The following is a 25108-nucleotide window of genomic DNA, read 5'->3' as shown; positions in this document are numbered from 1 at the left end:
GGTCGAACGTCAGTGCTTCTTCTTGATGATGTCCGGAAGCATCACGAGACCCGCGATGATCAGGAAGGACAGGATCGGGATGCCGACGAAGATCCCGAGGGTCTCGCCGATACCCAGCTTGGGAGCCGGGTCGTCGCCGTCGTCGCGGACGTTCGCGAACGCCGGCGACGAAATCAGCGACATGAGCGTGACAACGGCCGACACGGCCCCGGCGCGAAGTGCATTCCTGTTCACCACGAAACCCACGCTACCGGGCGCACACCCACACCCGCGCACCGGGTTGACCCTTCCGTGCAAACCGACCACCACCGGCCTCGGCCGCCACCCGCCGGCGTCGACCGCCGGCCGGGCTGATCAACAGCCCGGCCGGCGGTCGAGGCCAAGTAGCCCGGCCGGCGCTCGACGTCGAGGCAGAGGCCGGGCCGCAGGCCGGCAACCCGCGCCGCACGGCTAACGTGTGTCGCGCGCCCGCGCCCGAAGCGCCCGGGCCACCCCGTCGCGGCTCTCCACCACCAGGCGCCGCAGCCCGGCCGGGTGTTCCGCCGCCGCGAGCCACGCGTCGGTGCGGTCCAGGGTGTCGGCGGTGACCTGGAGGGTCGGGTACAGGCCGATCACGATCTGCTGGGCGATCTCGTTGGTGCGGGTCTTCCACACGTCCGCGATCGCGGCGAAGTACCGGTCGGTGTAGGTCGCGAGCAGGTCGCGCTGGGCCGGCTGGACGAAGCCGCCGATCACCGCCGCCTGGATCGCGTTGGGCAGCGCGTCGGATTCGACCACCGAAGCCCACGCCTCGTCCTTGGCCGCGGCGGTCGGTCGCGCCGCGCGGCAGGCCGCCGCGTGCCGCTGTCCGGCCGCGGTCGAGTCCCGCTCCACCTCGGCGTCCACGTCGGCGTCGGTCGCCACGCCCGTCGCGGACAACCGCAGCAGCAGCGCCCAGCGCAGGTCCGCGTCGACGGCCAGGCCCTCGATCCGCTCCCCGCCGTCCAGCAGCCCGCGCAGGAGCTGCAGGTGGTCCTGCCGCGCGGCCACCGACGCCAGGCAGCGGGCCCAGGCGAGCTGGTGGTCGCTGCCCGGCTCGGCCGCGCGCAGGAACCGCTCGGCCGCCACCGCGAGTTCGGCCAGCGAGCGCTCGCGGTGCGCCGGGTCGGCGTACAACTCCAGCGCGCTGGTGACCTGGCGCTGGAGCGACTGGACGATGTTGATGTCCTTTTCGCCGCCCGCGCCGGCCAGCACCAGCTTGAGGTAGTCGCGCGTCGCCATCTCCGCGTCGCGCGTCATGTCCCACGCGGCCGCCCAGCACAGCGCGCGCGGCAGCGGGTCGACGAACTCGCCGATCGCGTCGGTGACGAACGCGAGCGACTCCTCGTCGAGCCGGATCTTGGTGTAGGTCAGGTCGTCGTCGTTGAGCAGCACGACGGCCGGCCTGGTCAGGCCGACCAGGTCCGCGACCTCGGTCCGGGCGCCGGTGATGTCCAGCTCCAGGCGGTGGGTGCGGACCAGGCCCGCGTCGGTGCGGTCGTAGAAGCCGATCGCGATCCGGTGCGAGCGCAGCGTCGGCCACTCCCGCGGAGCCTCCTGGAGCACCGCGAACGAGGTGATCAGGCCGTCCGAGGAGGTCTCGATCGCGGGCCGCAGCGTGTTCACGCCGGCGGTCTCCAGCCACTCGCGCGACCACGCCTTCAGGTCCCGGCCCGAGGTCTCCTCCAGTGCGCCGAGCAGGTCGGCCAGCCGGCTGTTGCCCCAGGCGTGCTTCTTGAAGTACGTCCGCACGCCCGCGAAGAAGTTCTCGCTGCCCACGTAGGCGACCAGTTGCTTGAGCACCGAGGCGCCCTTGGCGTAGGTGATCCCGTCGAAGTTGACCTCGACGTCCTCCAGGTCCCGGATGTCCGCGAAGATCGGGTGCGTGGACGGCAGTTGGTCCTGCCGGTAGGCCCAGGTCTTCATCCGGTTGCCGAACGTGGCCCACGCGTGCGACCAGCGGGTCACCTCGGCCTGGCAGCGCACCGACGCGTAGGTGGCGAACGACTCGTTCAGCCACAGGTCGTCCCACCACTGCATGGTGACCAGGTCGCCGAACCACATGTGCGCGAGCTCGTGCAGGATGGTCTCGGCACGCGTCTCGTAGGACGTGTCGGTGACCTTCGAGCGGAAGACGTAGTCCTCCAGGATCGTCACGCAGCCCGCGTTCTCCATCGCGCCCGCGTTGTACTCGGGCACGAAGAGCTGGTCGTACTTCGCGAACGGGTACGGGAAGTCGAACTGCTTCAGGAAGTAGTCGAAGCCCTGCTTGGTGACGTCGAAGATGTTGTCCGCGTCCAGGAACGGCGCGAGCGAGGCTCGGCAGTACACGCCGAGCGGGACGACGGTGCCGTCCTCGGCCGTATAGCTGTCCTGGACCGCGTGGTAGTGGCCCGCCACCAGCGCGGTGATGTACGTGGAGATCCGCGGGGTCGGCTCGAACGCCCACACCGAGGTGCCGTCGGCGCCGGCCGAGGGCTCGGGGGTGGGTGAGCAGGAGACCACGTGCCAGTCGCTCGGGGCACTGATCGTGAAGGCGAAGGTGGCCTTCAGATCCGGCTGTTCGAAGTTGGCGAACACCCGGCGCGCGTCAGCCACCTCGAACTGGGTGTAGAGGTAGGTCTTGTCGTCGACCGGGTCGACGAAGCGGTGCAGGCCCTCGCCGGTGTTCATGTACGCGCAGGACGCGACGACGCGCAGCTCGTTGCTCTCGGCGAGGTCGGTCAGCGCGATCCGGCTGTCCGCGTACACCGAGGAGACGTCGAGCGCCTTGCCGTTGAGGGTGATCTCGTGCACCTCGGGGGCGACCAGATCGACGAACGTCGTCGCGCCGGGCTCGGTACACCCGAACCTCAGCACGGTCGTGGACGGGAACGTCGCACCGGTGCCGGTCAGGTCGAGGGTGATGTCGTACGAGTCGACGGACAGTATCCGAGCCCGCTCGCGGGCTTCGTCACGCGTCAGATTGGTACCGGGCACGCTGCGCTCCTTGTGGGATGGGCGCCGCCGGGAAGGGGCGGCCGACGGATCGGACCCCGCCCGGGATGACGGCGGGGTCCGCGAAGGTTTTTCAGTTCCGCTGGTCGCGCTTTCGAGCCTTGAGCGCACGCGCCACGTCGTCGCGGCATTCCAGCACCAGCCGGCGCAGCGCCGGCACCGGCTCGGCCGCGGCCAGCCAGTCGTCGGTCCGGCGCAGCGTGTCGGCGTCGACTCGACCCGACGGGTACAGGCCGACCACGATCCGGCGGGCGATCTCGATCGAACGGTCCCGCCAGACCGGCGCGAGCGCGGCGAAGTAGCGGTCGGTGTACGGCTCGGTCAGCTCTTCCTGGCCGGGCGTGGCGAAGCCCGCGATCACCGCGTTGAGCATCGCGTTGGGCAGCTCGTCGGTCTCCACCACGAGCCGCCACGCCTCGGCCTTGGCCGCCGCGGTGGGTCGCGCGGCCCGGCACTCGATCGCGTGCCGGCGGCCCGCCGCGGTGCCGTCGCGCTCGACCTCGGCGGTGATGTCGGGCTCGTCGGCGGCGCCGCCCGCGCACAACGCGCGCAACAGCACCCAGCGCAGCTCGGTGTCCACCGCCAGCCCGGCGATCTCGGCGTCACCGGTCAACAGGTCGCGCAGGAAGGAGAGTTCCTCGGTGGTCGAGGACGCCGAGGCCAGGCAACGGGCCCAGGCCAGTTGGTGGTCGCCGCCGACCGGTGCGGCCCTGAGCTCGGCCAGCGCACCGGCCGCGAGCAGGCGCAGGCCCTCGGCCCGGAACGCGGGGTCGGTGTAGCGGTCCAGGCCGGTCTTGACCTGCACCTGAAGCTTTTGCACCACGCCCACGTCGCTCTCCCGGCCGGCGTGCCGCAGCACCAGCGCCAGGTACTGGCTCGCGGGCAGCTCGCCGTCCCGGGTCATGTCCCAGGCCGCGCCCCAGCACAGGGCGCGGGCGAGCGAGGAGTCCAGCTCGCCGAGCGAGTCGAGCAGGGCCTGCCACGACCGCGCGTCGAAGCGCACCTTCGCGTAGGTGAGGTCGTCGTCGTTGAGCAGGATCAGCGGGGTGCGGGCGCGGCCGACCAGCTCGGGCACCTCGGTGCGCGCGCCGACCACGTCCACCTCGACCCGGGCGACGCGTTCGGCGCCGTCGTACAGGCCGATCGCGATCCGGTGCGGACGCAGTGTGGGGAACCCCGGGGCGGCCTCCTGGAGCACCGCGAACGAGGTGATCACGCCGTCCGCGTCGGTCTCGATCGCGGGCCGCAGCGTGTTCACGCCGGAGGTCTCCAGCCAGTCCGCCGACCAGGACTTGAGGTCGCGACCGGAGGTCTCCTCCAGGGCGGAGAGGAAGTCGGCGAGCGTGGTGTTGCCCCACGCGTGCCGCTTGAAGTACGACCGGGCACCCGCGAAGAACTCGTCCTCGCCCACGTAGGCGACCAGTTGCTTGAGCACCGAGGCGCCCTTGGCGTAGGTGATCCCGTCGAAGTTGAGCTTGGCGTCCTCCAGGTCGTTGATCACCGCCACGATCGGGTGGGTGGTGGGCAACTGGTCCTGGCGGTACGCCCAGTCCTTGCGTCGCGCGGCGAAGCTCGTCCACGCGTCGGTCCAGCGGGTGGCCGCGCCCTGCGAGTAGGAGCCCATGAAGTCCGCGAAGGACTCCTTCAGCCACAGGTCGTCCCACCAGCGCGGGGTGACCAGGTCGCCGAACCACATGTGGGCCATCTCGTGCAGGATCACGTTGGCGCGGTTCTCGTACGCCGAGTCGGTGACCTTGGAGCGGAAGACGAAGTCCTCGGTGAAGGTGACCGCGCCCGGGTTCTCCATCGCGCCGAGGTTGTACTCGGGCACGAAGAGCTGGTCGTACTTGCCGAACGGGTACGGGAAGTCGAACCGGTCGTGGAACAGGTCCAGGCCCTGCCGGGTGACCTCGAAGATCTCCTCGTGGTCGAAGGCGTCGGCCAGCGACGCGCGGCAGAACCCGCCGAGCGGGACGACGAGGCCGTCGGGGCCGGTGTAGGTGTCGAAGACCGCGTGGTAGGGACCGGCCACGACCGCCGTCAGGTAGGTGGAGATGCGCGGCGTCGGCGCGAAGTCCCAGCGGGCGACCCCGTCGCGGACCGGCACCGGGTCCGGCGTGGTCGAGTTCGAGACCACGTGCCAGTCGGCCGGCGCGGTCACCGAGAAGCGGAACGCGGCCTTGAGGTCCGGCTGTTCGAAGTTCGCGAACACCCGGCGCGAGTCGGCCGGCTCGTACTGGGTGTAGAGGTAGACCCGCTCGTCGACCGGGTCGACGAAGCGGTGCAGGCCCTCGCCGGTGCGGCTGTAGGCGCACGACGCGAGCACACGCAGTTCGTTGGCGCCCTCGACCAGGTCGTCCAGCAGCACCCGGGTGCCGTCGAAGACCTGCGCGGGGTCGAGCTCGCGGCCGTTGAGCACGACCTCGTGTACGTGCGGGGCGAGCAGATCCACGAACGTGGCCGCACCCGCCTCTCGGCATCCGAAACGGAGCACCGTCTCGGAGCGGAACGTCTCCGTGCTGTCGGTGCTGACGTCGAGCCTGACGTCGTAGTCCTCGACGCTCAGGATCCGGGCCCGCGTGCGGGCCTCCTCGCGGGTCAGGTTCCTGCCGGGCACTGGATCACTCCCTGGTTGGCTGCGGTCCCGGCCGATCCTTTCACGGCGGGGGCGACGGTGTCGGCCCGGTTTCCCGGCCGGATTCGCGGCGGCGGGGACGCCGTCGGTCGGGGTGGGCGCGCGGCGCCGCGGGGATTGTCCCGGTCGGCAGGAATGGCACGGTGCCCTCGCGGGTTGCACAGCATCGACGGCCGGCCCGCCGTCCGGCGTTCGGCCACGCGCACGGCGCGGTCGGGCGCGAGGCACCGCGCACCAGGTATCAGGATCGAGAGGAACCCCGCTGTGACCACCAAGGACGACGGATCCGCCCGCGACATAGCGCAATTTTGGTTCGACCCGCTGTGTCCGTGGGCGTGGATGACCTCCCGCTGGATGCTCGAGGTGGAGAAGATCCGCCCTGTGGACGTGCAGTGGCACGTGATGAGCCTGTCCGTGCTCAACAGCGGCCGGGACGACATCCCGGACGCGTACAAGGAGATGCTGGAGCGGGGCTGGGGGCCGGTGCGCGTGTGCATCGCCGCCGAGCAGCGCTTCGGCAACGAGGTGCTGCTGCCGCTGTACACCGCGCTGGGCACCCGCCGACACCCGGGTGGTGAGGAGTTCACGCGCGAGGTGATCGAGGCCGCGCTCACCGAGGCCGGGCTGCCCACCGAACTCGCCGACGCCGCCGACTCGACCGAGTACGACGAGGCGCTGATCAAGTCGCACCACGACGGCATGGACCGGGTGGGCATGGACGTCGGCACCCCGGTGATCAGCGTCAACGGCGTGTCGTTCTTCGGCCCGGTGGTGACGCCGGCGCCCAAGGGCGAGGACGCGGGCAAGCTCTGGGACGGTGTGGTGCTGGTCGCGGGCACGCCGGGCTTCTTCGAGATCAAGCGCACCCGGGACCAGGGGCCGATCTTCGACTGACCGACTCGACCGGCTTCGACTGACCGGATGAAACCTGCCGGCGTCGACCGGAAACCGCTACAAAACAAAGCAAAGCTAATTAATCTGGATAAATGACGGCTCCGGAACGCCAGAGCAGCGTGATCCACACCTCCCGAACCGGGCGGCCGGATCCGTGCACGCCCAACGGCAACGCCCCCTACGGGTCCCGCATGCCGCGGCTGCGCGACCGCGCGCTCGCCTTCGGGCTGCGCGCGGTCGTGCCGCTGTGGCGGTGCGTGGGACTGCGGATGGGGGCGGCCTCGCTGCGGCACTACCTGGTCGGGCGCGGCGCGCCGTTCGTGATCGACCCGACCCAGCCGCTGCGGGCCAAGCCGTTCCGCCGCGCGGCGCTCACCCACTTCGAGGAGTGGTGGGCGCTCGCGGCGATCCGCTGGCACGACAGCGGGGGCCTGGAGAGCGTCTTCGAGACCACCACGCACTGGCACGGCGTGCTGATCCGGCGCGGTGACGACACCGACTGGTGGCTGGCCATGCGTGGTCTCCAGTACCGGATCACCGGCCGGATCGAGGTGCTGCCCGGCACCACCTCGGTCCCGGGCTCGCCGGTGCTGCCCGACGTGCGCCTGGTGTATCGGGTCGAGGTCTACAAGGACTGGGGCTTCGACAAGGGTCAGGGCGAGTACGGGGTGTCCTTCACGCCGCTCGCGCGCCTGCACGAGGTCGGCCTGGCCCGCGAGTTCCCGGTCACCGGCCGCAGTGGCGACCTGGTGTGGACGTCGAACGGCCCACACGGACGCACGGATCCGTCCATGTTCTGAGCGGGCCCGCCCAGCGGCCGATGCGCCCGGGCGCGGGTTCTCGGGCCGGCTCTGTGTATTGCACACGTGTCGACGTACGCTCGGCTGCGTCCCAGTGACGAGCGGCGAGGAGTCCGGCGGCATGACCAAGGCTTACGACACGATCTACATCGACGGCGCGTGGACGGCTCCCTCGTCGAGCGAGACCATCGAGGTCGTCGACCCGAACACCGAGCGGGTCGTGGCGACCGTGCCGCAGTGCACGCCCGCCGACGTGGACCTGGCCGTGGCCGCGGCCAGGCGTGCCTTCCCCGGGTGGGCGGCGACGCCGCCGGCCGAGCGGGCCGCGCTGCTCGCGAAGGCGCGGGACCTGCTCGCCGAGCGCTCGGCCGAGATGGCCGAGGTGATCGTCGCGGACATGGGCGCGCCCGCCGCACTGGTCGAGCGGGTGCACCTGGGTCTGCCGCTGGTCGTGCTGGGCAGCTACGTCAAGCTCGCCGACGAGTTCCCGTGGGAGGAGAACATCGGCTCCTCGCTGGTGGTGCGCGAACCGGTCGGCGTGGTCGGCGCGATCACCCCGTGGAACTTCCCGTTGCACCAGATCACCAACAAGCTCGGCCCGGCGCTGGTCGCGGGCTGCACCGTGGTGCTCAAGGCCAGCGAGGTCGCGCCGCAGGCCGCCCACCTGTTCTTCGAGATCCTGCACGACGCGGGCTTCCCGGCGGGCGTGGTCAACCTGGTCTCCGGCACCGGACCGGTGGTCGGCGAGGCCATCGCGGCCCACCCGGACGTCGACATGGTCTCGTTCACCGGCTCGACCAGGGCCGGCACGCGCGTGTCCGAACTCGCCTCGGCGACGGTCAAGCGGGTCGCGCTCGAACTCGGCGGCAAGTCCGCCAACGTGATCCTGCCCGGCGCCGACCTGGAGAAGGCGGTGCGCGCGGGCGTGGGCGGCGCGTACCTCAACAGCGGGCAGACGTGCAGCGCGCCGACCCGGATGCTGGTGCACCGCGACGACCTGCCGCGCGCGGTCGAGTTGGCCGCGGAGACTGCGACGGCGATGACCGGAAAGCTCGGCCCGCTGGTCAACGCGACCCAGTTCGAGCGGGTGCGCGGCTACATCGCCAAGGGCATCGAGGAGGGCGCGACCCTGGTGGCCGGCGGCCCGGAACTGCCCGAGGGCGTCGAGAGCGGCTACCACGTGCGGCCCACGGTCTTCTCCGACGTCACCAGCGAGATGACCATCGCGCGCGAGGAGATCTTCGGCCCGGTGTTGTCGATCCTGGCCTACGACACCGAGGAGGAGGCCGAGCGGATCGCCAACGACACCCCCTACGGTCTCGCCGGCGCGGTGTGGGGGCCCAGCCGCGAGGCCGCGGTCGCGTTCGCCCGCAGGATGCGCACCGGCCAGGTGGAGATCAACGGCGGGGCGTTCAACCCGCTTGCCCCGTTCGGCGGTTACAAGCAGTCCGGCAACGGGCGCGAACTGGGTCGATTCGGCCTGGAGGAGTACCTGGAGGTCAAGTCGCTGCAACTGTGACGCTCGGCCGAACGCTGTCGGTGGTGCTCGACACGGTGCTTTCGGTGGCGCTCGACAATGTTCGGATCGATACGTTGTCGGGCGCCGCCGTGATCGTTCGATGTCCGATTGGTTAAGTTCACAGGGTCCCGCAACACAAGAGTGTGGAGTCAGCTGTGAGTACTGCCCTTCTCGACGCGCGCCGCCCCGTCCTGGCCGACCTGATCCCGGCCCGGGTCTTCAAAGGCGCCGCCGTGCGCGACGCCGCGCTGGTCGTCGGCGCGTCCGCGTTCGTCGGCCTCGCCGCCCAGATCTCCGTCCCGGTGCCCGGCTCGCCGGTCCCGGTGACCGCGCAGACCTTCGCCGTGCTGCTCGCCGGCAGCGCGCTCGGCGCCTGGCGCGGGCTCGCCGCGATGGTGCTCTATCTGGGTCTGGGCGCGGCGGGCATGCCGTGGTTCGCGGAGGGCACCTCCGGCACCGGCTTCCCGACCCTGGGCTATGTGTTCGGCATGGTGCTCGCCGCCGCCGCGGCCGGCTTCCTGGCCCAGCGCGGCACCGACCGCAGCCCGCTGCGCACCGTCGGCACGATGGTGCTGGGCAACGCGGTGATCTACGCGGCCGGCCTCACCTACCTCGCGCACGACCTCGGCATCTCGATGTCCAAGGCGTACGAGATCGGCATGCAGAACTACCTCTTCGGCGACGCGGTCAAGATCCTGCTCGCGACGGCGCTGCTGCCCACCGCGTGGAAGCTGGTCGGCCGGCGCGGCTGACGCCCCGTCACCGGTCGGGCCCCGTTTCCCCGTCAGGGGAGGCGGGGTCCGATTTTTTTGGCGAGCGGCACCCGCGGACGCCTACTCTCGTCCCATGAGACCGGGGGCAACCAAGCGCATCGCCATCAGCGGAACCGTCGTCGCGTTCCTGATCGTGGCCGGACTGGGCAACCAGTGGGTGTTCAAGGAGTCGTGGGGCGAGAGCAGCGACAGCGACAAGTGGTACATGGTGCTGCTGCGGATCATCGGCCATCCGCTGTGGATCGCGGACAAGGGCGAACTCGGTGACGAGTTCCGGGTCAGCTTCACCACCAAGGACGTCACCGCCGGCTATGTCGGCATCGCGGTGCTGTTCGTGGTGGTCGCGGCGGTGCTCGCGCTCGGTGCGCGCGGCCTGAGCGAGCGTGCCGGCGGCTTCGTGGCGTTCGTGGTCGGCTGGTTCTCGCTGGTGCTCGGCGGCGCGCTGCACTCGCTGACCGTCTTCACGATCGTGCACGACGAGGCCGGGCGCAGGCGCGGCGTCTCGGGCTTCCAGGACGCGATGACCACGATCCAGGCCGGCGCCTACTTCGGGCTGCTCACCGGCTGGCTGGTGGGCCTGGCCGCGGCGGCCGGCTACGTGGCGGCGCGCGGGGCGGCGAGCCCGGCAGGTTACCCGCCGCCCCCGATGACCGTCTACGGCCAAGCCGGCGCGTACGGCCCGCCCGGCGCCCCCGGCAACCTCGCCTTCGGCCTCCCGCCGCAGTCGCCCTACGGTGCCCCCACCACCATCAGGCCCGCGGGCCCGCCGCCCACCGCGCCGCCTCGGCCGACCGGTGCGCCGGACACGCCACCCGGTGGATACCGGCCCTGATGGGACGTTCGGGACCGAGCCTGAGAGACTGCGGCCCATGCGCGTTTACCTCGGCTCCGACCATGCCGGCTACGACCTCAAGCAGCACCTCATCGCGTGGCTCGACGCCAATGGCCACGAGGCCGTCGACTGCGGCCCGGCCGTACAGGCCGACTCCTACGACTACCCCGTGTTCTGCCTGCGGGCCGGCGAGCGGGTGGCCGCCGACCCGGGCAGCCTCGGCGTCGTGCTCGGCGGCTCCGGCAACGGCGAGGCGATCGCGGCGAACAAGGTCAAGGGGGTGCGCTGCGCCCTGGTGTGGAGCCAGGAGACCGCGTCGCTGGCCCGCGAGCACAACAACGCGAACGTGATCTCGATGGGCGCGCGCATGCACTCGCTCGACGAGGCGACGAAGTTCCTCGAGGTCTTCGTGAACACCCCGTACAGCGAGGCCGAGCGGCACACCCGCCGGATCAACATGCTCACCAAGTACGAGAACACCGGCGAACTGCCGACCCTGCCGTAGCCCGAGGCCGCTCCGCCGGCGCCCCCGATCGGTCCGTCCGGTCGGGGGCGCCGCCATGTCGGTGCGGATCGGTAGCGTGGAGGCGTCACACCACCGCGCATCCACCACCGGGTTTCACCACCGAATCCACCACTTCGCATTCGTCGCCGCACTGGAGGCCGCGTGCCCGAGGGCCACACCATCCACCGTCTCGCCACCGCCCACCAGGAGCGCTTCGGCGGACTGCCGCTGCGGCTGAGCAGCCCGCAGGGCCGATTCGCGGAGAGCGCGGCGCTGCTCGACGGGGAGCCCCTGGTCGCCACCGACGCGCACGGGAAGCACCTGTTCCTGGAGTTCTCCGGCGAGCGCTACATCCACGTGCATCTGGGCCTGTACGGACAGTTCTCCTTCGGCGAGGGCGACAAGCTGCCCGACCCGGTCGGTCAGGTCCGGCTGCGGCTGGCCGCGAAGGTGCCGGGCGGCGCGGCCTGGGCCGACCTGCGCGGCCCCACCGCCTGCCGACTGCTGGACCGGGCCGAGAAGGACGCGGTGCACGCCCGGCTGGGCCCCGACCCGCTGCGGGCGGACGCGGACCCGGCGGCGGCGTGGCAGCGGATCCAACGCAGCGCGAAGCCGATCGGCGCGCTGCTGATGGAGCAGAACGTGCTCGCGGGCGTGGGCAACGTCTACCGCGCCGAGGTGCTGTTCCGGTTCGGCGTCGATCCCCGGCTGGCGGGCAACCGGCTCGCGCGGGAGACCTGGGACGCGATGTGGGCCGACCTGGTGCTGCTGATGCGCGAGGGCGTGCTGTCGGGCCGGATCGACACCGTGCGCCCCGAGCACACCCCCGAGGCGATGGGCCGCGAGCCGCGCAAGGACGACCACGGTGGCGAGGTGTACGTCTACCGGCGCACCGACATGCCGTGTTTGGTGTGTGAAACCCCGGTCAAGACCGCCGAGTTGGTCGGCCGGAATCTGTTCTGGTGTCCCACCTGTCAGCCGTCGGCGTAACCTCCGATTGGTGACCGTTCGGTAGTGTCGCGGGGTGGCCGCGCCGACAAGCAGAGGAAACCGGGCAAGCCGGACCGGGAGGCGCGCGACACTCGTGCGCTCGGGCCGGCGCGTCGCGACCTGGCTGCGGCATCGGGTCTTCCCCTCCGACGGGTTCGCCCTGGCCGGACTGCTGGCCGCGGTCACCGCGTGCGGCCTGCTCTCGGATGTGAACGCGTCGTGGTTCCCGGCCACGATGACGGCGCTGCCGATCCTGGTCGGCGGGTTGGTGCTGCGGATGCCCAGCCTGCTCCTGCTGTACGCGGCCACCGCCGGCGTACTGGTCGCGCAGCACCAGGTGCACGACCCGGAAGAGGTCACCGCGGGCACCATCGTGGTGGTCGGGGCGATCGCGGGCATCGTGCTGCTGATGGCCCGGATGCGGACCCGCCTGGGCGTGCAGTGGACGCGTGGCGAGTCGATGTTGTTCGACCTGCGGGACCGGTTGCGGGCCCAGGGCGAGATGCCGGTGCTGCCGCCGCAGTGGCATACCGAGGTGGTGCTGCGACCGGCCGGTGGGCAGTCGTTCTCCGGCGACTTCCTGGTCGCCTCCCGCGGCGCGGGCGGCGGGCGGGTGCTCGAGGTGGTGCTGGTCGACGTCTCCGGCAAGGGGCTGGCCGCGGGCACGCGCGCGTTGATGTTGTCCGGCGCGTTCGGCGGGCTGCTCGGCTCGTTGCCCCCGCACGGTTTCCTGCCGGCGGCGAACGACTACCTGTTGCGCCAGGAGTGGGCGGAGGGCTTCGCGACGGCGGTGCACGTCGTGCTCGACCTGGAGTCGGGCGAGTACGAGTTGATCTCGGCGGGACACCCTCCGGGCGTGCACTGGGACGCGGGCTCCGGGCGCTGGCACGTGATCGAGGCGGTCGGCCCGCTCCTGGGGGTGATCGAGGACGCGACCTTCGAGGGCGTCAAGGGCCGGCTGGGCACCGGCGACGCGCTCCTGTTGTTCACCGACGGCATGGTGGAGATGCCCGGCGAGGACATCGCCACCGGCATCGACCGTTTCCTCGGTGAGGCCGAGCGGCTGGTCCGGGACGACTTCCACGACGCGGCGCGCCGGATCGTGGCGGCGGCCGGGCGCAACGTGGGCGACGACCGCGCGGTGGTGCTGCTGCGCCGGCGCTGAGGTCGGCCCGGGGTTCGCTCAGCGGGCGGGCTCCGCGGTGCTCGGGGCCGGACGCGCCAGGGCCGCCAGTTCGGCGGGCGTGCGCGGCAGGGTGCCCGCCGGGGCCAGCCCGTGTGCGGCCAGTACGGCGGCGGCCGCGTGCGCCCAGGTCGGCCGCAGGCTCGCGGCGGCCAGCAACTCGGTGTCCGCGAGCAATTCGTGCGCCGGCCCGGTGTGCAGGCGCCCGTGTGCGAGGACCGCCGCGTCGTCGGCCCAGCGCAGCGCGAGGTCCACGTCGTGGGTGGCCATCACCACCGTCGTCCCGGTCGCACGCAAGTGGTCGAGCGTGTGCAACAGCGCTTCCTGCCCGGCCGGATCCAGGCCCGCGGTCGGCTCGTCCAGCACCAGCACCTCGGGCCGCATCGCGATCGCGCCGGCGATGGCGACCCGCTTGCGCTGGCCGAAGGACAGCAGGTGCACGGGCCGCTCGGCCAGTTCGGTGATTTCGAGCGCGGCCAGTGCCTCGGCCACCCGCGAGCGCACCTCGGCCGGGTCCAGATCCAGGTTGAGCGGCCCGAACGAGACGTCCTGGGCCACCGACGCCGAGAAGAGCTGGTCGTCGGGATCCTGGACGACCAGTTGCACGGCCCGCCGCAGCGCGGTGAGCCCCTTGCGGTCGTGCCGAATCGGCACCTCGTGCAGTTCGACCCGCCCCGAGTCCGGTGTCAGGCCGCCGGTCAACAGCCGCAGCAGCGTGGTCTTCCCGCTGCCGTTGGGCCCGAGCAGCGCCAGCGCCCGCCCGGTCGGAACGGACAGGGACAGCCCGCTCAACACGGCCGGCCCGTCCTCGTAGGCGTAGCCGATCTCTCGTACCCGCAACGGAATCACGGCACCACCGATACCAGGAGAAGAGTGGCGGCGACGACCGCCGCCACGACGAACAGGGAGCCCGCGACGAACGCCCGCGAGATGCGTACCTCGTCCACCAGCACCCGCAGGCGCCCGTCGTAGCCGCGTCCGGCCAGACCCGCCTCCAGGCGCTGGGCGCGGGCGAACGCGTGCACGAAGACCGCCGAGCCGAGCCCGGCCACCGAGCGCCAACGGGCTCGCCGGGTGCGGTGACCCAGCCGGTCCGCCTGGGCCTGGTTGATCCGCGTGGTCGTGTCGTAGAGCAAAAACAACATTCGATACATCACCGCGGCGACGTCCACCACGGCGGCCGGCACGCCCACCCGGGTCAGCCTCGGCAGTACGTCCGACAGCGGTGTGGTGAACGCGAACAGCAGCATCGCCAGGCCCGCGGCGGTGGAGCGGGCGAGCAACTCGGCGGCGTGGCGCGGCCCGTTGGGGGCCCAGCCGACACCGTCCGCGCCGATCGTGACGAGCAGGGCGAGCGCGCCGGTGGCGGCGAATCCGAGCGGCGCGCGGGCGGCTCGCCACAACCGCCGGGCGGGCACGCGCGCGAAGCCGAACGCGACGACCAGGACGGTCGCCGCGACCAGGACCGCGCCGGGCCACGGCGGCAGTGCCACCGCGCACCCGAGCAGCCCGAAGGAGAGCACGGCCTTGTCGGCCGGATGGCGGTGACGCCACGAACTCGCGTGCGCCGCCGCGTCGATCGGCAGCACGGAATCAGCGGCCCGGGACCGATGCCGGCGTCTGGTCCGCTGGTGTCGCCCCGGCGGCATTCGCCGAAGCGGCGGTCGGTTCGTCGGGCGTGTCCGAGGCATCCGGCGCGAGCCGGCGGCGGGTGCGCTTGACCCCGAACATGTAGCCGACCACGCCCGCGCCGAGGGCGGCCTGCAACGCGAACAGACCGGACTCGATCTCTCCGGACGGCGGTTCGTACAGCGGGCTGAACCACGGCTCGTAGTCCGGGTCGTTCTCGGTGATCGCGGTCTCCGCCTGGGTGTCGGCGCCCGCGAACGGCTCGTCCTTGTGGTCGCCCATGCCGAACACCACGGGCAGGACCGCGAGCAGTACCACGGCCAACACGATCAGCAGGTTGATCTTCGTGGAGCGCTTCACTTGGACTTCTCCTCCTCGCGCGCGATCCGCGCGTCCGTGACCACACCGAGCCGGACCAGATCGCCGCGGCTGGACTGCCGCAACAAGCGCACGACCAGGACGGTCAGCAGACCCTCGCTGATCGCCAGCGGGATCTGGGTGAGGGAGAAGATGCCGCCGAACTTGGCCAACGCGCCCGCGAATCCGCTGTCCGGGTCGGGGAAGGCCAGGGCCAACTGCACGCTGGTGACGCAGTAGGTGCTCAGGTCCGCGACGAACGCGCCCACGAACACCGCGACATCCAGCGGTGTGGTGCCGCCGCGTCCGTCCAGGAGCGAACGGGCCAGCCGATACGCGCCGTAGCCGGCCCACGGGCCGACGATCGCCATGGAGAACACGTTCGCGCCGAGCGTGGTCAGCCCGCCGTGCGCGAGCAGCAACGCCTGGAAGAGCAGGGTGATCGTGCCCAGTACGGCCATGATCGGCGGCCGGAACAGGATCGCGCCCAGTCCGGTACCGGTGGGATGCGAGCAACTACCGGTGACGGAAGGGATCTTGAGCGCGGACAGCACGAACGAGAACGCGCCGGACGCGCCGAGCAGCAGCGTGTTCTCGGGTTTGTCGCGTACCTCGCGGGTGAGCGCGCGGGCGCCGTGGACGACGAACGGGGCCGACGCGACGCCCCAGGCGGCAGCGTGTTCCCAGGGCAGATAGCCCTCTGCGATATGCATGAGGAAGGGTCCCTCTCCAACACCTCGTGGACGGACGATCGCCGTGGCCGGTCTCCTGGCTGACGGGTCGTACGTTCACATCTCCGCCTTCCCGGGGCCGCGCGAGCGGTCCCAGTGGCTTCCCGCGGCGACGAATCAACGTTTCCGCGGGGGTGGAGGAGAACTTCCCGATCACAGTGGCGAGGGCCGCGCCGGCATCGAACCGGCTTCCCGAGCACCACGGCGAGCCGACACTAGTGGTCGGATGGACATGGCGACAAGATGGCTTTTGCAAACCGTGCGCAAGACCACAATGCGGGCGGAGCGGTCGAGCAATTGCCGCATTCCGGAGCGTGATCGTCGACGGGTGCGGCGGGGCGCGATTGCGGTGCGATGCGGAGTGGCGCGGTGTGGCGCGGCTCGGCGCCGAGGCACGCCGCGCGGTGCTCAGTCCAGGCCGGGTCCTCGGCCCCGGACCACCACGGTGCCCGCAGCCCGGTCACCGACCCGCTGGCGCCGCTCGCTGGTGAGCACCGCGGTCAGGCCGACCGCGCCGAGCGCGAACGCGTCGACGCACAGCAGCAGCCAGCGGATCCCGAGCTGACGCCGCCCCGCCCGCCCACCGGACACGTCCACGACCCGGATACCGAACATCTGCATGCCCCACGTGCGCCCGTCGTGCTCGGCGGGCCGCAGTACCCAGTACCAGAACAGGATGGCCAGCGCGACCATCAGCACACCGACGGTGATCGTCGCGGTCAGCGGGCCGCTGCGGATCGAACCGTCGGGATGTGTGGGCAGCAGGACGAACAGGAACATCGCGGCGCCGGGCAACAGCGCGGACGCCAGCACGTCCACCACGAACTGGCCGATCCGGCGCCACAGCACCGAGGGGCCGACCGGGCTCGCGACCTCGGGCAGCCACACCCGGGCGCGCGGGCGGGCGGGCCGCGCCGAGCGGGCGAAGTGCCGCGGAAGGCTCCGTTCGTACATGCTGTTGTACTTTCCGCAACCGGGTGATTTGACTCCCGACGCGGCCGGATATCGGCGAGATTGCGCCCGGTCGGCGGATCCGGTCGGCGGCCGGGACCGGATGGCCCGGATCCGGCGCCGACGGCGGCGATCGGATTCTCGGGTGATCAGATCGTCATCGGGCCGTCCACGCCGAACAGGTCCGGCTCGGAGCGGCTGATCACGTCGTACAGCGGTTTGTAGTTGATCCAGGCGACCGTGTCGTTGCCCAGTTGTTCCCGGGTCAGCCGCGCGTTTTCCGGCGTGATCGGCTTGAGCTCGCCGGCCGCCTGGGCGAGCAGCTGTACCTGGCAGGAGCGCTCCATGGTGATGAACCACCACGCCGCCGCGTCGACCGACTGCCCCACCGTGAGCAGGCCGTGGTTGCGCAGGATCAGCGCCTTCCGCGGGCCGAGCGTCTTGGCGATGCGGCGGCCCTCCTCGGCGTCGAGTACGACGCCCGCGTAGTCGTCGAACAGCTCGTGATCCTCGTAGAACGGGCACACGTCCTGAGTGATCGGTTCGAGTCGGATGCCGAGCGCGGAGATCGCCCGGCCGTGCACGGAGTGGCTGTGTGCCGCCGCGACCACGTCGGGACGGGCCGCGTGGATCTGCGAGTGGATCGCGAACGCGGCCTGGTTGACGTGGAATCGGCCCTCGACGACCTGTCCCTCGTGGTTGACCAGAATCAGGTCGTCCACGGTGATGTGCTTGAACGACATCCCGAACGGGTTGACCCAGAAGTGATCGGTGAGCTCCGGATCACGCGCGGTGATGTGGCCGGCCACCCCCTCCTCGAAGCCGAACCGACCGAACAGCCGCAACGCCGCGGTCAACCGCTCCTTGCGGTGCCGGCGCTCCTGTTCGACGGTCTCGAACGTGGGCGGCAGGGCGAAGCTCAGGTCGGCCGGGGACACCGGCAGCGGCGGGGTCGGCTGCCGGCCCGGCACGTCCTGGGCCTGCGGAGCATCGGTGCCGGACATGTGCGTCTCCTCGAACTCGACTCGGACTGCTATGCGGGGCGTGGGACGCGGCCGACGCTACCGGCGAGTCACTTCCCAGGACAGCCCCCGACGGCGGGCCGTTCGTGCGAGGCCGGGGATTTTAGCGCCCGGGTCGCGTTGGGACCGGGTTTCCGGAAATTAATCGAATATTGCCCGCAGGGCTCTTCGAGCTGCTTCTACGCTGCCGTTCAGTGAGTCCGGGAGGTCGAGTTCGAAGCAGTCGAACTCGAATTTCCGGACCCGCAACAGACGCACAAGATACGGGCAACGCGCAAAGTACGGGCGCGCGGAAAGAACGGGCGCACACAGGGGGAAGGGGCGCGTGACTTGAGCGGCGGGGGCGTGAATTCGACGGAGGTTGTGAGTATCGGCGCACGGGCGCCCTCGGCGACGCCCGTGTTCGGCCGCGGCGATCCGGTGCCGGTGCGGGCCAAGGCGGACGCGGGCCGGCGGGGTTCACCCGCCCGGGCTTCGACGTCGAGGAGCCCGATCGCGAGGAGTTGGGCGGAGATGGCACAACCCCCGCGACGGTCGAGGCCGTCCCGGCGCAGATCAGGCGACCTGCCGACCGGGTCCGACACCGAGTGGACCCCTGTGACCGAGGCGGATGTCATCGAAGCAATCGAGGCCGATCCCAACGCAGCAGTCGACGCCGACCCGATCGCGGTGATCCCGGTCGGGCCGCCGACCCCGGGTGTCGCAGCAGTGCCCGAGGACGAGCCTGTCGGAGTCCACCGGAAAGCCGCACCGCCGATCGCCCCGGAGGCAATCATGGCCAGTATGGAAACGGCCCTCAAGGAAGCAATGACGATCGAGGGCGCCGTGGGTGTGGCCCTCGTCGACTACACGAGCGGAATGGCGCTCGGAATTCTCGGCGGCAGCAAGGAACTCGACCTGAACGTGGCCGCCGCCGGAAACACCGACGTGATGCGCGCGAAGATGCGCACGATGGAGATGTTGCACCTCGGCGACCAGATCGAGGACATCCTGATCACGCTCGGCAAGCAGTACCACGTGATCCGGCCGCTGAGCGGCCGGGCCGGCAAGGGCCTGTTCCTCTACATCGTGCTGATGAAGGACCGCGCCAACCTCGCGCTGGCCCGACACAGCCTCAAGCGTATCGAGGAGGAGATCGAGGTCTGAGTTCGCGCCCCGGCGGCGCGTTCGAGGCCCGCCGTCGGGGCCCGCAGACCCATCCTCGATACCCCTGGCGCCCCCGCCACCCCCGTGCGGTGGGCGCCATCGGGGTGTCCGGGGACCGGCGCGAGGGTGCCCGGCAAGCCGCGCGCGGGTGTTCGGGACCACGTGCGAGGGTGTCCGGGGCCACGTGCGACCGCTCTGGTCTCCCTGCTCCGTCTCGGATATGACGGTACGTCAGATGTACCGTCGAAGCTCGACGTCGTACTTCGCGTACGGATCGCAGCCGGATCCGTTACGGATCGCGTACCCGAGTCCCCGAGGAGCCGCATGCTGTCCGGCGAGAAGATCCTGATCACCGGCCCCGCGGGCCAGATCGCCTACCCGCTGACCGAGTACCTGGCCCGGGACAACGAGGTATGGGGCATCGCCCGCTTCTCGAACGCCGAGGACCGCAAGCGGGTGGACGCGCTGGGCGTGACCACGCGCGCCGTCGACCTGGGCTCGGGCGACTTCGGCGACCTGCCCGAGGACTTCACCCATGTCCTGCACCTGGCCACCTTCCAGGGTCCCGGGCTGGACTACGACGAGGCGTTGCGGGTCAACGCGGAGGGCACCGGGCTGCTGCTCCAGCACTGTCGACGGGCCAAGGCGGCGCTGGTGATGTCCACCGCGTCGGTGCTCAAGCCGCATCCCGACCCGATGCACGTCTTCCGTGAGACCGACCCGCTCGGCGACGCCAACGTCTCGCACGCGCCCACCTACTCGGTCTCCAAGACCGCCGAGGAGGCGGTGGCGCGCTACTGCGCCCGCGCGTTCGACCTCCCGGTGGTGATCGCCCGGATGAACGCCTCCTACGGCCCGGGCGGCGGCCTGCCGACGATGCACCTGGACGCGGTGCTGGCCGGGCAACCGATCGTCACCCGCTGGGATCCGTGCATGTACAGCCCGATCCACCAGGACGACATCAACAGCCAGACGGCGGCCCTGCTGGACGCGGCGTCCACCCCCGCGACGGTGGTCAACTGGGGCGGCGACGAGCCGGTGAGCGTGCAGGACTGGGCGGCGCACATGGCCGATCTGAGCGGCCTGCCGGCCGAGGTGGTGGTGCGCGAGCAACCGGGCACGCTGCGCGGTCAGGTGCAGGACACCGGCAAGCGCGCGGCGATCACCGGTCCGTGCGCGGTGGGGTGGCGCGCGGGACTGGCGGATGTGTACGCCACACGGCGTGGTGATTCGGCCTGACGCGGTCGGGCAGCCTACCGCTGTGCTCGATAGCGTCGAGTCTTCAGGTCTTACTCGCGCCGTCTCGGAGCGCTCCACGTCATCGGATCGCGTCGCTGCGAGCGGCACCACGCAGGAAGGACAACGATCATGGGCATCCTCGATACCCCCATCGCCACGCTGGAGGGGGAGCGTACGACCCTGGGCGGTGTCACCGAGGGCAAGGTCGCACTGGTCGTCAACGTCGCGTCCAAGTGCGGCCTGACCCCGCAGTACACCGGCCTGGAGGAACTCCAGAAGGAACTGGGCGCGCGCGGCTTCACCGTCGTGGGCGTGCCCTGCAACCAGTTCATGGGTCAGGAGCCGGGCAGCGCCGAGGAGATCCTCGAGTTCTGCTCCACGACCTACGGCGTCACGTTCCCGCTGACCGAGAAGATCGACGTCAACGGACCGGACCGGCATCCGCTCTACGACGTGCTCGCGGCGGCCTCCGACGCCGAGGGCGGCGCGGGTGACGTGCAGTGGAACTTCGAGAAGTTCCTGCTCTCCGCCGACGGCGCGATCGTGGGTCGGTTCCGGCCGCAGACCGACCCGCACGATCCGAACCTGATCGCCGCGATCGAGAGCGTGCTGCCGAAATAGTCCGGCGGCGCGTCGAACGTCGGTCGGGTCGTCGACGACCCGACCGACGTTCGACGTTCGGGGCCGGATCGGGGCGCGGTCCGGCGTCCGGCGCGCATCCGCGGGGGCCGGCTACACCAGAGCCCACACCGCCGTCGCGTCGTCGCAGGGCTTCCCGCGCGGCCAGCGCGTGCCGTCCGCGTCGGAGGCCTCCGCTGCCCGGACCCGCGCCAACACCTCGGCCGGCCCGAAGTGCCGCAGCGTGGTCATCAGTCGATCCCAGTCGCTCAGCCCGAACCGGTCGACCAGCCGGCTGGCCCCGTCGCTCAACACGGCGAGCGCGCGTACCTCGCCCAGGTCCAGTCCGCCCGTCAACGCCTCGCCCGCCGCCTCCGGATCGGCCGCCGCGACCCAGTAGCCGCCGGCCACGTTCCGCGCCGCCCGCAGGGTGTCCGCGTACTCCTGATGCGCCGTCAGGTACTCGGGTGTGCCGGTCGTATGCGCGTCCCGGCGCCGGCGGGCGGCCACGCCGATCACGTCCAGGCGATCGTCGGTGATCACGGTCAGGTCCTCGTCCCGCTCGATCAACAGCGTCGAGTCGGACAACACCAGGTACTCCAACCGGTCCTCGACCACGCGCGCCACCACCGCCGTCGCGGCGGGCGCGTCCGGCCGCGCCAGGTCGCAGCCGTCCACGTGCAGTGCCGAGGTGTCCTCGATCGCGTCGTGCAGACACTCGGCCAGAGACCGGTCCGGCCGGCCACCGCTGTGCGTGAACAGGGCGGTGCCCAACCGCTCGACGAACCAAGGGACACCGTGCTTGCACCCGTTGTCCGAACTCGACGTCACACCGTCCAGCAGCACCAGCGTCGTCGGTCCCGCGACGACGAAGTCCTCGTTCGGTTTGCCCGGATGACCCGGTTCGGTCGCGAATTCCACGCGCATCGCGGACATCCCTCCCTTTTAGGTGCCACGCCGTACGGCTGCCCAGTGCCCGGGGGTGGGAAACGGTGGTTGATCATGCCCTGTGCGCACGGCGGTCGCCCGAGTTCACGACGGTTTCACGAAACGGTTTCGCGTGAGGTCTCCCCCCGGTGGGGGAACTGCCCCTAATCTCTGCCTTCGTGACACCTTCAGTCCCCATTTCTACGCGCGTCACCACTGCGCGCCATCGGAAGGGATCCCATGCTCGGGATTAGACGACGCCGCGGTCGCCTCGCCCTCACCGGCCTGGTCGCCGCGAGCCTGCTCGCCATGGGCGGCACGGCGACCGCCGACGCACGCGCCGGCCAGGGCCGGCCCTCCGGCACGACGGATCTGCAATTCCTCGCGCTCAACGACCTGCACGGCAACCTGGAGGAACCGCAGGGTTCCGCGGGCAACGTCACCGAGATCGGCCCCGACGGCAAGCCCGTCGCGATCCCGGCCGGCGGCATCGAACACCTCGCGACCCAACTGCGCGCGGAGCGGGCGAAGAACCCCAACTCGCTGACCATCGCGGCCGGCGACATGATCGGGGCGAGCCCGCTCCTGTCCGGCCTGTTCCACGACGAGCCGACCATCGAGGCGCTGAACAAGGTCGGCCTGGACGTCACCTCGGTGGGCAACCACGAGTTCGACGAGGGCAGGAAGGAACTCCAGCGCATGCAGTGGGGCGGCTGCCACCCCACCGAGGGCTGCTACACCCCGGGCCGCGAGTTCAAGGGCGCCGACTTCCAGTACCTCGCGGCCAACGTGCTCGACGAGCGCACCGGCCTGCCGATCCTGGCCCCGGTGACCGTCAAGAACGTGGGCGGCGCGCGGGTCGGCTTCATCGGCATGACCCTGGAGGGCACGCCGGACATCGTCACGGCCGAGGGTGTCAAGGGCCTGAAGTTCAAGGACGAGATCCAGACCGCCAACAACATCGTTCCGTGGTTACGGCTGATCGGCATCGAGTCGATCGTGGTGCTGCTGCACGAGGGCGGCCTGCCGGCGAACAACGCGTACAACTACGACTGCAACGCGGGCGGCAACCTGGGCCTGTCCGGTCCGGTCGTGGATATCGCCAAGGGCCTGGACCCGGCGATCGACATGGTCGTCACCGGCCACACGCACCAGGCGTACTCGTGCAACATCCCGGACCCGGCCGGGAATCCGCGGATGGTCACCAGCGCGTCCTCGTTCGGCAAGGTGTACACGAAGATCGACGCCACCTACGACAAGCGCACCCGCGACATCGTGCGCACGTCGGTCAAGGCGACGAACACGGTCGTCCGCCGGGACACCCCGAAGGCCCCGGACCTGACCAGCCTGCTGGCCGACTGGCAGAAGCTCGCGGCCCCGGTGTCCAACCGCTCGATCGGCTACATCTCCGGCGACATCCGCGGACGCGGCGCGACCACGCCCGAGTCGCCGCTCGGTGACGTGATCGCCGACGCGCAGTTGGAGGCGACCGCGCCGGCCGACAAGGGCGGTGCGCAGATCGCGTTCATGAACCCGGGCGGGATCCGGTCCGACCTGCAATACGCGGCGGCCGGCAGCGAGGGGAACGGCGTCGTCACCTACGGCGAGGCGTTCACGGTGCAGCCGTTCACCAACATGATGCAGACCCTGGACCTCAAGGGTCAGGCCGTGCTCGACCTGCTCGCGCAGCAGTACACGGGTGGCAACGCGGCCAGTCCGAAGGTGTTGCAGATATCGAAGGGCCTGACCTACACGACCGACCGGTCGCAGACCGGCGCGGCGAAGATCGTGGCGGGCAGCGTCAAGCTCAACGGCGTGCCGATCGACCCGGCCGCGACCTACAAGGTCAGCGCGAACGAGTTCCTGGCCGGCGGCGGCGACGGCTTCGCCGCCTTCAAGACCGGTACGAACAAGCTGGTCGGCGGATCCGATCTGGACGCGCTGCTGGCCTACTTCGCGGCCCACTCGTCGGCGAGCGCGCCGTTGGCGCCGCCGGCGGCGGACCGGATCACCTTCATCGGGTGAGTCTCCTCACCACGGTCGTCGGATGGGTCTCCTCGCCACGTGCGGCGGGGAGGCTCGTCGGATGGGTCTCCCCGTCGCCTTTGTCGGGTGAGGCTCGTCGGATGAGTCTTCTCGCCGCTTTCGGCGGGTGAGACTCGCCGAGTGACTCGGAAGGCCCGGTCGCGGTGCGGCCGGGCCTTCCTGGCACATAATCAGCCAATGGGGACGGTACGTCGACACGAGGACCGGCGCGGCGGGCCACGTGCCCGGTGCGGCCCCGACCTGGGCGACAATCGCCCCATGAGCACAACGAGACGCCCCCCGACCGGGGCCGATGTGGCCCGCGCCGCAGGCGTTTCGCGCGCGACCGTGTCGTACGCGATGAACGACGTCCTGGACAGCCGCATCCCCGAGGAGACCCGGCGCCGGGTCCGCGAGGTCGCCGCCGGGTTGGGGTACGAGCCGCGTTCGGACGCGCGATCGTTGCGGCGCGGGCGGACCGATCTGGTGCTCGTGCCGACCTACGTGGTGCCGTTCGGACAACTGATCCAGCGCTTCCTGGACGGCCTGGCCCGCGAGTTGCACGCCCTGGGGCACACCCTGGTGATCCACGGCAATCCCGCCGCGCACGGCATCGAGGCGGCGAAGGCGTGGGGCGCGCTGAACCCGGCGGTGGTGCTGGTCCTGCCGGAGCGGATGTCGGCCGACGGCGTCGAATACCTGACCTCGCGCGGGATCGCCGTGGTGGCCCTGGGCCACAGCCCCGCGCCGGTCGCGCTCACTCTGAAGGCCGATCACGAGGCGGCGGGCAGCCGGGCCGCCGAGCATCTGATCGAACGGGGTCGGCGCGACCTCGCCGTGGTGGTGCCGCGCGAGCCGGGCCTGGCCGAGATGGGCCTGGAACGGCTCGAGGGCTTCCGGGCCACGGCCGAGGCGGCGGGTGGCACGGTGCGGGTCGTGGAGATGGCCGAGGATCCGGCCGAGGCCGCGCGGATCGCGGGGGAGTGGCGGGCCGAGGGGCGTCCCGACGGGGTGTACGGCTACAACGACGAATACGCCGCGCTGCTCATGGGCGCGTTGGCCGACGTGGGCGTAGCGATCCCGGAGCAACTCGCCATCGTCGGGACGGACGACCTGAGCCTGTGCGAGATGGTCCGGCCCCGGCTGACCTCGGTCGCCTTCGAGGAGTTGAAGCCGATGAGCGCGGTGGCGGCGGCCATCGTCGCGGTCGGCGAGGGGGCGATCCAGGGCGATCTGGACATGTGGCGGATGACGTTGCGGGCCCGCGACTCGAGCTGACCGTGCCCGGCGCGCCCGTCGAGAGCGTGTCGCACGCGG

The 25108-nt window shown here is 71.1% G+C and carries 23 protein-coding genes and 1 riboswitch; of the genes, 13 read left to right on the top strand and 10 right to left on the bottom strand.

Going from position 1 to position 25108, the window contains the following annotated elements:
• Nucleotides 1-9 precede the first annotated feature (9 nt).
• The 3 genes from ACZ4FV_RS05170 to pepN (ACZ4FV_RS05160) form a co-directional block, all read right to left on the bottom strand.
• Complete coding sequence (locus ACZ4FV_RS05170) at nucleotides 10-183, bottom strand: hypothetical protein (RefSeq protein ID WP_465321896.1); 174 nt, start codon at nucleotides 181-183, stop codon at nucleotides 10-12.
• Between the two features lie 267 nt (nucleotides 184-450).
• Nucleotides 451-2997, bottom strand: coding sequence for an aminopeptidase N (gene pepN / locus ACZ4FV_RS05165; protein WP_402234259.1), 2547 nt, complete (start codon nucleotides 2995-2997; stop codon nucleotides 451-453).
• A gap of 91 nt (nucleotides 2998-3088) precedes the next feature.
• A complete protein-coding gene (gene pepN / locus ACZ4FV_RS05160) occupies nucleotides 3089-5632 on the bottom strand; it encodes an aminopeptidase N (RefSeq protein ID WP_465321893.1) in 2544 nt (847 codons plus the stop codon).
• A gap of 282 nt (nucleotides 5633-5914) precedes the next feature.
• On the opposite strand from pepN (ACZ4FV_RS05160), the gene ACZ4FV_RS05155 reads away from it, so the two are divergent.
• The 8 genes from ACZ4FV_RS05155 (at nucleotide 5915) to ACZ4FV_RS05120 (ending at nucleotide 13128) form a co-directional block, all read left to right on the top strand.
• Entirely contained in the window at nucleotides 5915-6544 is a 630-nt protein-coding gene (locus ACZ4FV_RS05155) for a mycothiol-dependent nitroreductase Rv2466c family protein (protein ID WP_465321892.1), read from the top strand.
• 92 nt (nucleotides 6545-6636) lie between these two features.
• Entirely contained in the window at nucleotides 6637-7344 is a 708-nt protein-coding gene (locus ACZ4FV_RS05150; protein ID WP_395862985.1) for a hypothetical protein, read from the top strand.
• A 121-nt stretch (nucleotides 7345-7465) separates the two neighbouring features.
• A complete protein-coding gene (locus ACZ4FV_RS05145; RefSeq protein WP_402234263.1) occupies nucleotides 7466-8863 on the top strand; it encodes an aldehyde dehydrogenase family protein in 1398 nt (465 codons plus the stop codon).
• Between the two features lie 155 nt (nucleotides 8864-9018).
• The gene (locus tag ACZ4FV_RS05140) at nucleotides 9019-9615 is read left to right on the top strand and encodes a biotin transporter BioY (RefSeq protein ID WP_395862982.1); all 597 of its coding nucleotides are present in this window, start codon (nucleotides 9019-9021) and stop codon (nucleotides 9613-9615) included.
• A gap of 94 nt (nucleotides 9616-9709) precedes the next feature.
• Nucleotides 9710-10468 carry a hypothetical protein gene (locus tag ACZ4FV_RS05135; RefSeq protein WP_395862980.1) on the top strand — a complete coding sequence of 253 codons (759 nt, stop codon included), beginning with the start codon at nucleotides 9710-9712 and terminating at the stop codon, nucleotides 10466-10468.
• Nucleotides 10469-10505: 37 nt separating this feature from the next.
• Nucleotides 10506-10973, top strand: a complete 468-nt coding sequence (locus ACZ4FV_RS05130) for a ribose-5-phosphate isomerase (RefSeq protein WP_395862978.1) — start codon at nucleotides 10506-10508, stop codon at nucleotides 10971-10973.
• A gap of 162 nt (nucleotides 10974-11135) precedes the next feature.
• Nucleotides 11136-11963: an Fpg/Nei family DNA glycosylase gene (locus ACZ4FV_RS05125; RefSeq protein WP_395862976.1), complete on the top strand. Its 828-nt coding sequence runs from the start codon at nucleotides 11136-11138 to the stop codon at nucleotides 11961-11963.
• A 94-nt stretch (nucleotides 11964-12057) separates the two neighbouring features.
• Nucleotides 12058-13128, top strand: a complete 1071-nt coding sequence (locus tag ACZ4FV_RS05120; protein WP_395862974.1) for a PP2C family protein-serine/threonine phosphatase — start codon at nucleotides 12058-12060, stop codon at nucleotides 13126-13128.
• A gap of 18 nt (nucleotides 13129-13146) precedes the next feature.
• On the opposite strand, the gene ACZ4FV_RS05115 is transcribed toward ACZ4FV_RS05120, so the two are convergent.
• From ACZ4FV_RS05115 to ACZ4FV_RS05090, 6 genes are all read right to left on the bottom strand, one after another.
• A complete protein-coding gene (locus ACZ4FV_RS05115; RefSeq protein ID WP_465321890.1) occupies nucleotides 13147-13995 on the bottom strand; it encodes an energy-coupling factor ABC transporter ATP-binding protein in 849 nt (282 codons plus the stop codon).
• Nucleotides 13992-14735, bottom strand: coding sequence for a cobalt ECF transporter T component CbiQ (cbiQ, locus tag ACZ4FV_RS05110; protein WP_465321888.1), 744 nt, complete (start codon nucleotides 14733-14735; stop codon nucleotides 13992-13994). Before cbiQ ends, ACZ4FV_RS05115 begins: the two co-directional genes overlap by 4 nt.
• A gap of 4 nt (nucleotides 14736-14739) precedes the next feature.
• Nucleotides 14740-15135 carry an energy-coupling factor ABC transporter substrate-binding protein gene (locus ACZ4FV_RS05105; RefSeq protein WP_395862968.1) on the bottom strand — a complete coding sequence of 132 codons (396 nt, stop codon included), beginning with the start codon at nucleotides 15133-15135 and terminating at the stop codon, nucleotides 14740-14742.
• A complete protein-coding gene (locus ACZ4FV_RS05100; protein ID WP_395862965.1) occupies nucleotides 15132-15845 on the bottom strand; it encodes an energy-coupling factor ABC transporter permease in 714 nt (237 codons plus the stop codon). The genes ACZ4FV_RS05105 and ACZ4FV_RS05100 overlap by 4 nt, the downstream gene beginning before the upstream one ends.
• Before the next feature lie 28 nt (nucleotides 15846-15873).
• Nucleotides 15874-16082: riboswitch (cobalamin riboswitch) on the bottom strand.
• 189 nt (nucleotides 16083-16271) lie between these two features.
• Nucleotides 16272-16817 (bottom strand): RDD family protein, encoded by a 546-nt coding sequence (locus ACZ4FV_RS05095; RefSeq protein WP_465321886.1) that lies wholly within the window; start codon nucleotides 16815-16817, stop codon nucleotides 16272-16274.
• 146 nt (nucleotides 16818-16963) lie between these two features.
• Nucleotides 16964-17818 (bottom strand): class II aldolase/adducin family protein, encoded by an 855-nt coding sequence (locus tag ACZ4FV_RS05090; protein ID WP_395862960.1) that lies wholly within the window; start codon nucleotides 17816-17818, stop codon nucleotides 16964-16966.
• A 792-nt stretch (nucleotides 17819-18610) separates the two neighbouring features.
• On the opposite strand from ACZ4FV_RS05090, the gene ACZ4FV_RS05085 reads away from it, so the two are divergent.
• The 3 genes from ACZ4FV_RS05085 (at nucleotide 18611) to ACZ4FV_RS05075 (ending at nucleotide 20842) form a co-directional block, all read left to right on the top strand.
• Complete coding sequence (locus ACZ4FV_RS05085; protein ID WP_395863469.1) at nucleotides 18611-18982, top strand: roadblock/LC7 domain-containing protein; 372 nt, start codon at nucleotides 18611-18613, stop codon at nucleotides 18980-18982.
• Between the two features lie 324 nt (nucleotides 18983-19306).
• Nucleotides 19307-20221, top strand: coding sequence for an NAD-dependent epimerase/dehydratase family protein (locus tag ACZ4FV_RS05080; protein ID WP_395862959.1), 915 nt, complete (start codon nucleotides 19307-19309; stop codon nucleotides 20219-20221).
• 129 nt (nucleotides 20222-20350) lie between these two features.
• Nucleotides 20351-20842 (top strand): glutathione peroxidase, encoded by a 492-nt coding sequence (locus ACZ4FV_RS05075; RefSeq protein ID WP_395862957.1) that lies wholly within the window; start codon nucleotides 20351-20353, stop codon nucleotides 20840-20842.
• Between the two features lie 111 nt (nucleotides 20843-20953).
• Here ACZ4FV_RS05075 and ACZ4FV_RS05070 read toward each other — a convergent pair whose 3' ends face one another.
• Entirely contained in the window at nucleotides 20954-21766 is an 813-nt protein-coding gene (locus ACZ4FV_RS05070; RefSeq protein WP_395862955.1) for a protein phosphatase 2C domain-containing protein, read from the bottom strand.
• A 240-nt stretch (nucleotides 21767-22006) separates the two neighbouring features.
• Between ACZ4FV_RS05070 and ACZ4FV_RS05065 the strand changes: the two genes are divergently transcribed.
• Together ACZ4FV_RS05065 and ACZ4FV_RS05060 are read left to right on the top strand one after the other, a co-directional pair.
• Nucleotides 22007-23791, top strand: a complete 1785-nt coding sequence (locus ACZ4FV_RS05065; protein WP_402234271.1) for a bifunctional metallophosphatase/5'-nucleotidase — start codon at nucleotides 22007-22009, stop codon at nucleotides 23789-23791.
• 279 nt (nucleotides 23792-24070) lie between these two features.
• A complete protein-coding gene (locus tag ACZ4FV_RS05060) occupies nucleotides 24071-25069 on the top strand; it encodes a LacI family DNA-binding transcriptional regulator (RefSeq protein ID WP_395862952.1) in 999 nt (332 codons plus the stop codon).
• The last annotated feature ends 39 nt before the right edge of the window (nucleotides 25070-25108 follow it).

This window comes from Embleya sp. NPDC025285, assembly GCF_055558835.1.
This window is presented reverse-complemented; position numbering and strand designations above follow the sequence as displayed.

What these genes read in the sequence shown, in the direction of transcription:
- ACZ4FV_RS05170 (WP_465321896.1), bottom strand. Translation starts at nt 183, where the DNA reads ATGTCGCTGATTTCGTCGCCGGCGTTCGCGAACGTCCGCGACGACGGC.
- ACZ4FV_RS05150 (WP_395862985.1), top strand. Translation starts at nt 6,637, where the DNA reads ATGACGGCTCCGGAACGCCAGAGCAGCGTGATCCACACCTCCCGAACC.
- ACZ4FV_RS05145 (WP_402234263.1), top strand. Translation starts at nt 7,466, where the DNA reads ATGACCAAGGCTTACGACACGATCTACATCGACGGCGCGTGGACGGCT.
- ACZ4FV_RS05135 (WP_395862980.1), top strand. Translation starts at nt 9,710, where the DNA reads ATGAGACCGGGGGCAACCAAGCGCATCGCCATCAGCGGAACCGTCGTC.
- ACZ4FV_RS05130 (WP_395862978.1), top strand. Translation starts at nt 10,506, where the DNA reads ATGCGCGTTTACCTCGGCTCCGACCATGCCGGCTACGACCTCAAGCAG.
- ACZ4FV_RS05100 (WP_395862965.1), bottom strand. Translation starts at nt 15,845, where the DNA reads ATGCATATCGCAGAGGGCTATCTGCCCTGGGAACACGCTGCCGCCTGG.
- ACZ4FV_RS05095 (WP_465321886.1), bottom strand. Translation starts at nt 16,817, where the DNA reads ATGTACGAACGGAGCCTTCCGCGGCACTTCGCCCGCTCGGCGCGGCCC.
- ACZ4FV_RS05090 (WP_395862960.1), bottom strand. Translation starts at nt 17,818, where the DNA reads ATGTCCGGCACCGATGCTCCGCAGGCCCAGGACGTGCCGGGCCGGCAG.
- ACZ4FV_RS05085 (WP_395863469.1), top strand. Translation starts at nt 18,611, where the DNA reads ATGGCCAGTATGGAAACGGCCCTCAAGGAAGCAATGACGATCGAGGGC.
- ACZ4FV_RS05080 (WP_395862959.1), top strand. Translation starts at nt 19,307, where the DNA reads ATGCTGTCCGGCGAGAAGATCCTGATCACCGGCCCCGCGGGCCAGATC.
- ACZ4FV_RS05075 (WP_395862957.1), top strand. Translation starts at nt 20,351, where the DNA reads ATGGGCATCCTCGATACCCCCATCGCCACGCTGGAGGGGGAGCGTACG.
- ACZ4FV_RS05070 (WP_395862955.1), bottom strand. Translation starts at nt 21,766, where the DNA reads ATGCGCGTGGAATTCGCGACCGAACCGGGTCATCCGGGCAAACCGAAC.
- ACZ4FV_RS05065 (WP_402234271.1), top strand. Translation starts at nt 22,007, where the DNA reads ATGCTCGGGATTAGACGACGCCGCGGTCGCCTCGCCCTCACCGGCCTG.
- ACZ4FV_RS05060 (WP_395862952.1), top strand. Translation starts at nt 24,071, where the DNA reads ATGAGCACAACGAGACGCCCCCCGACCGGGGCCGATGTGGCCCGCGCC.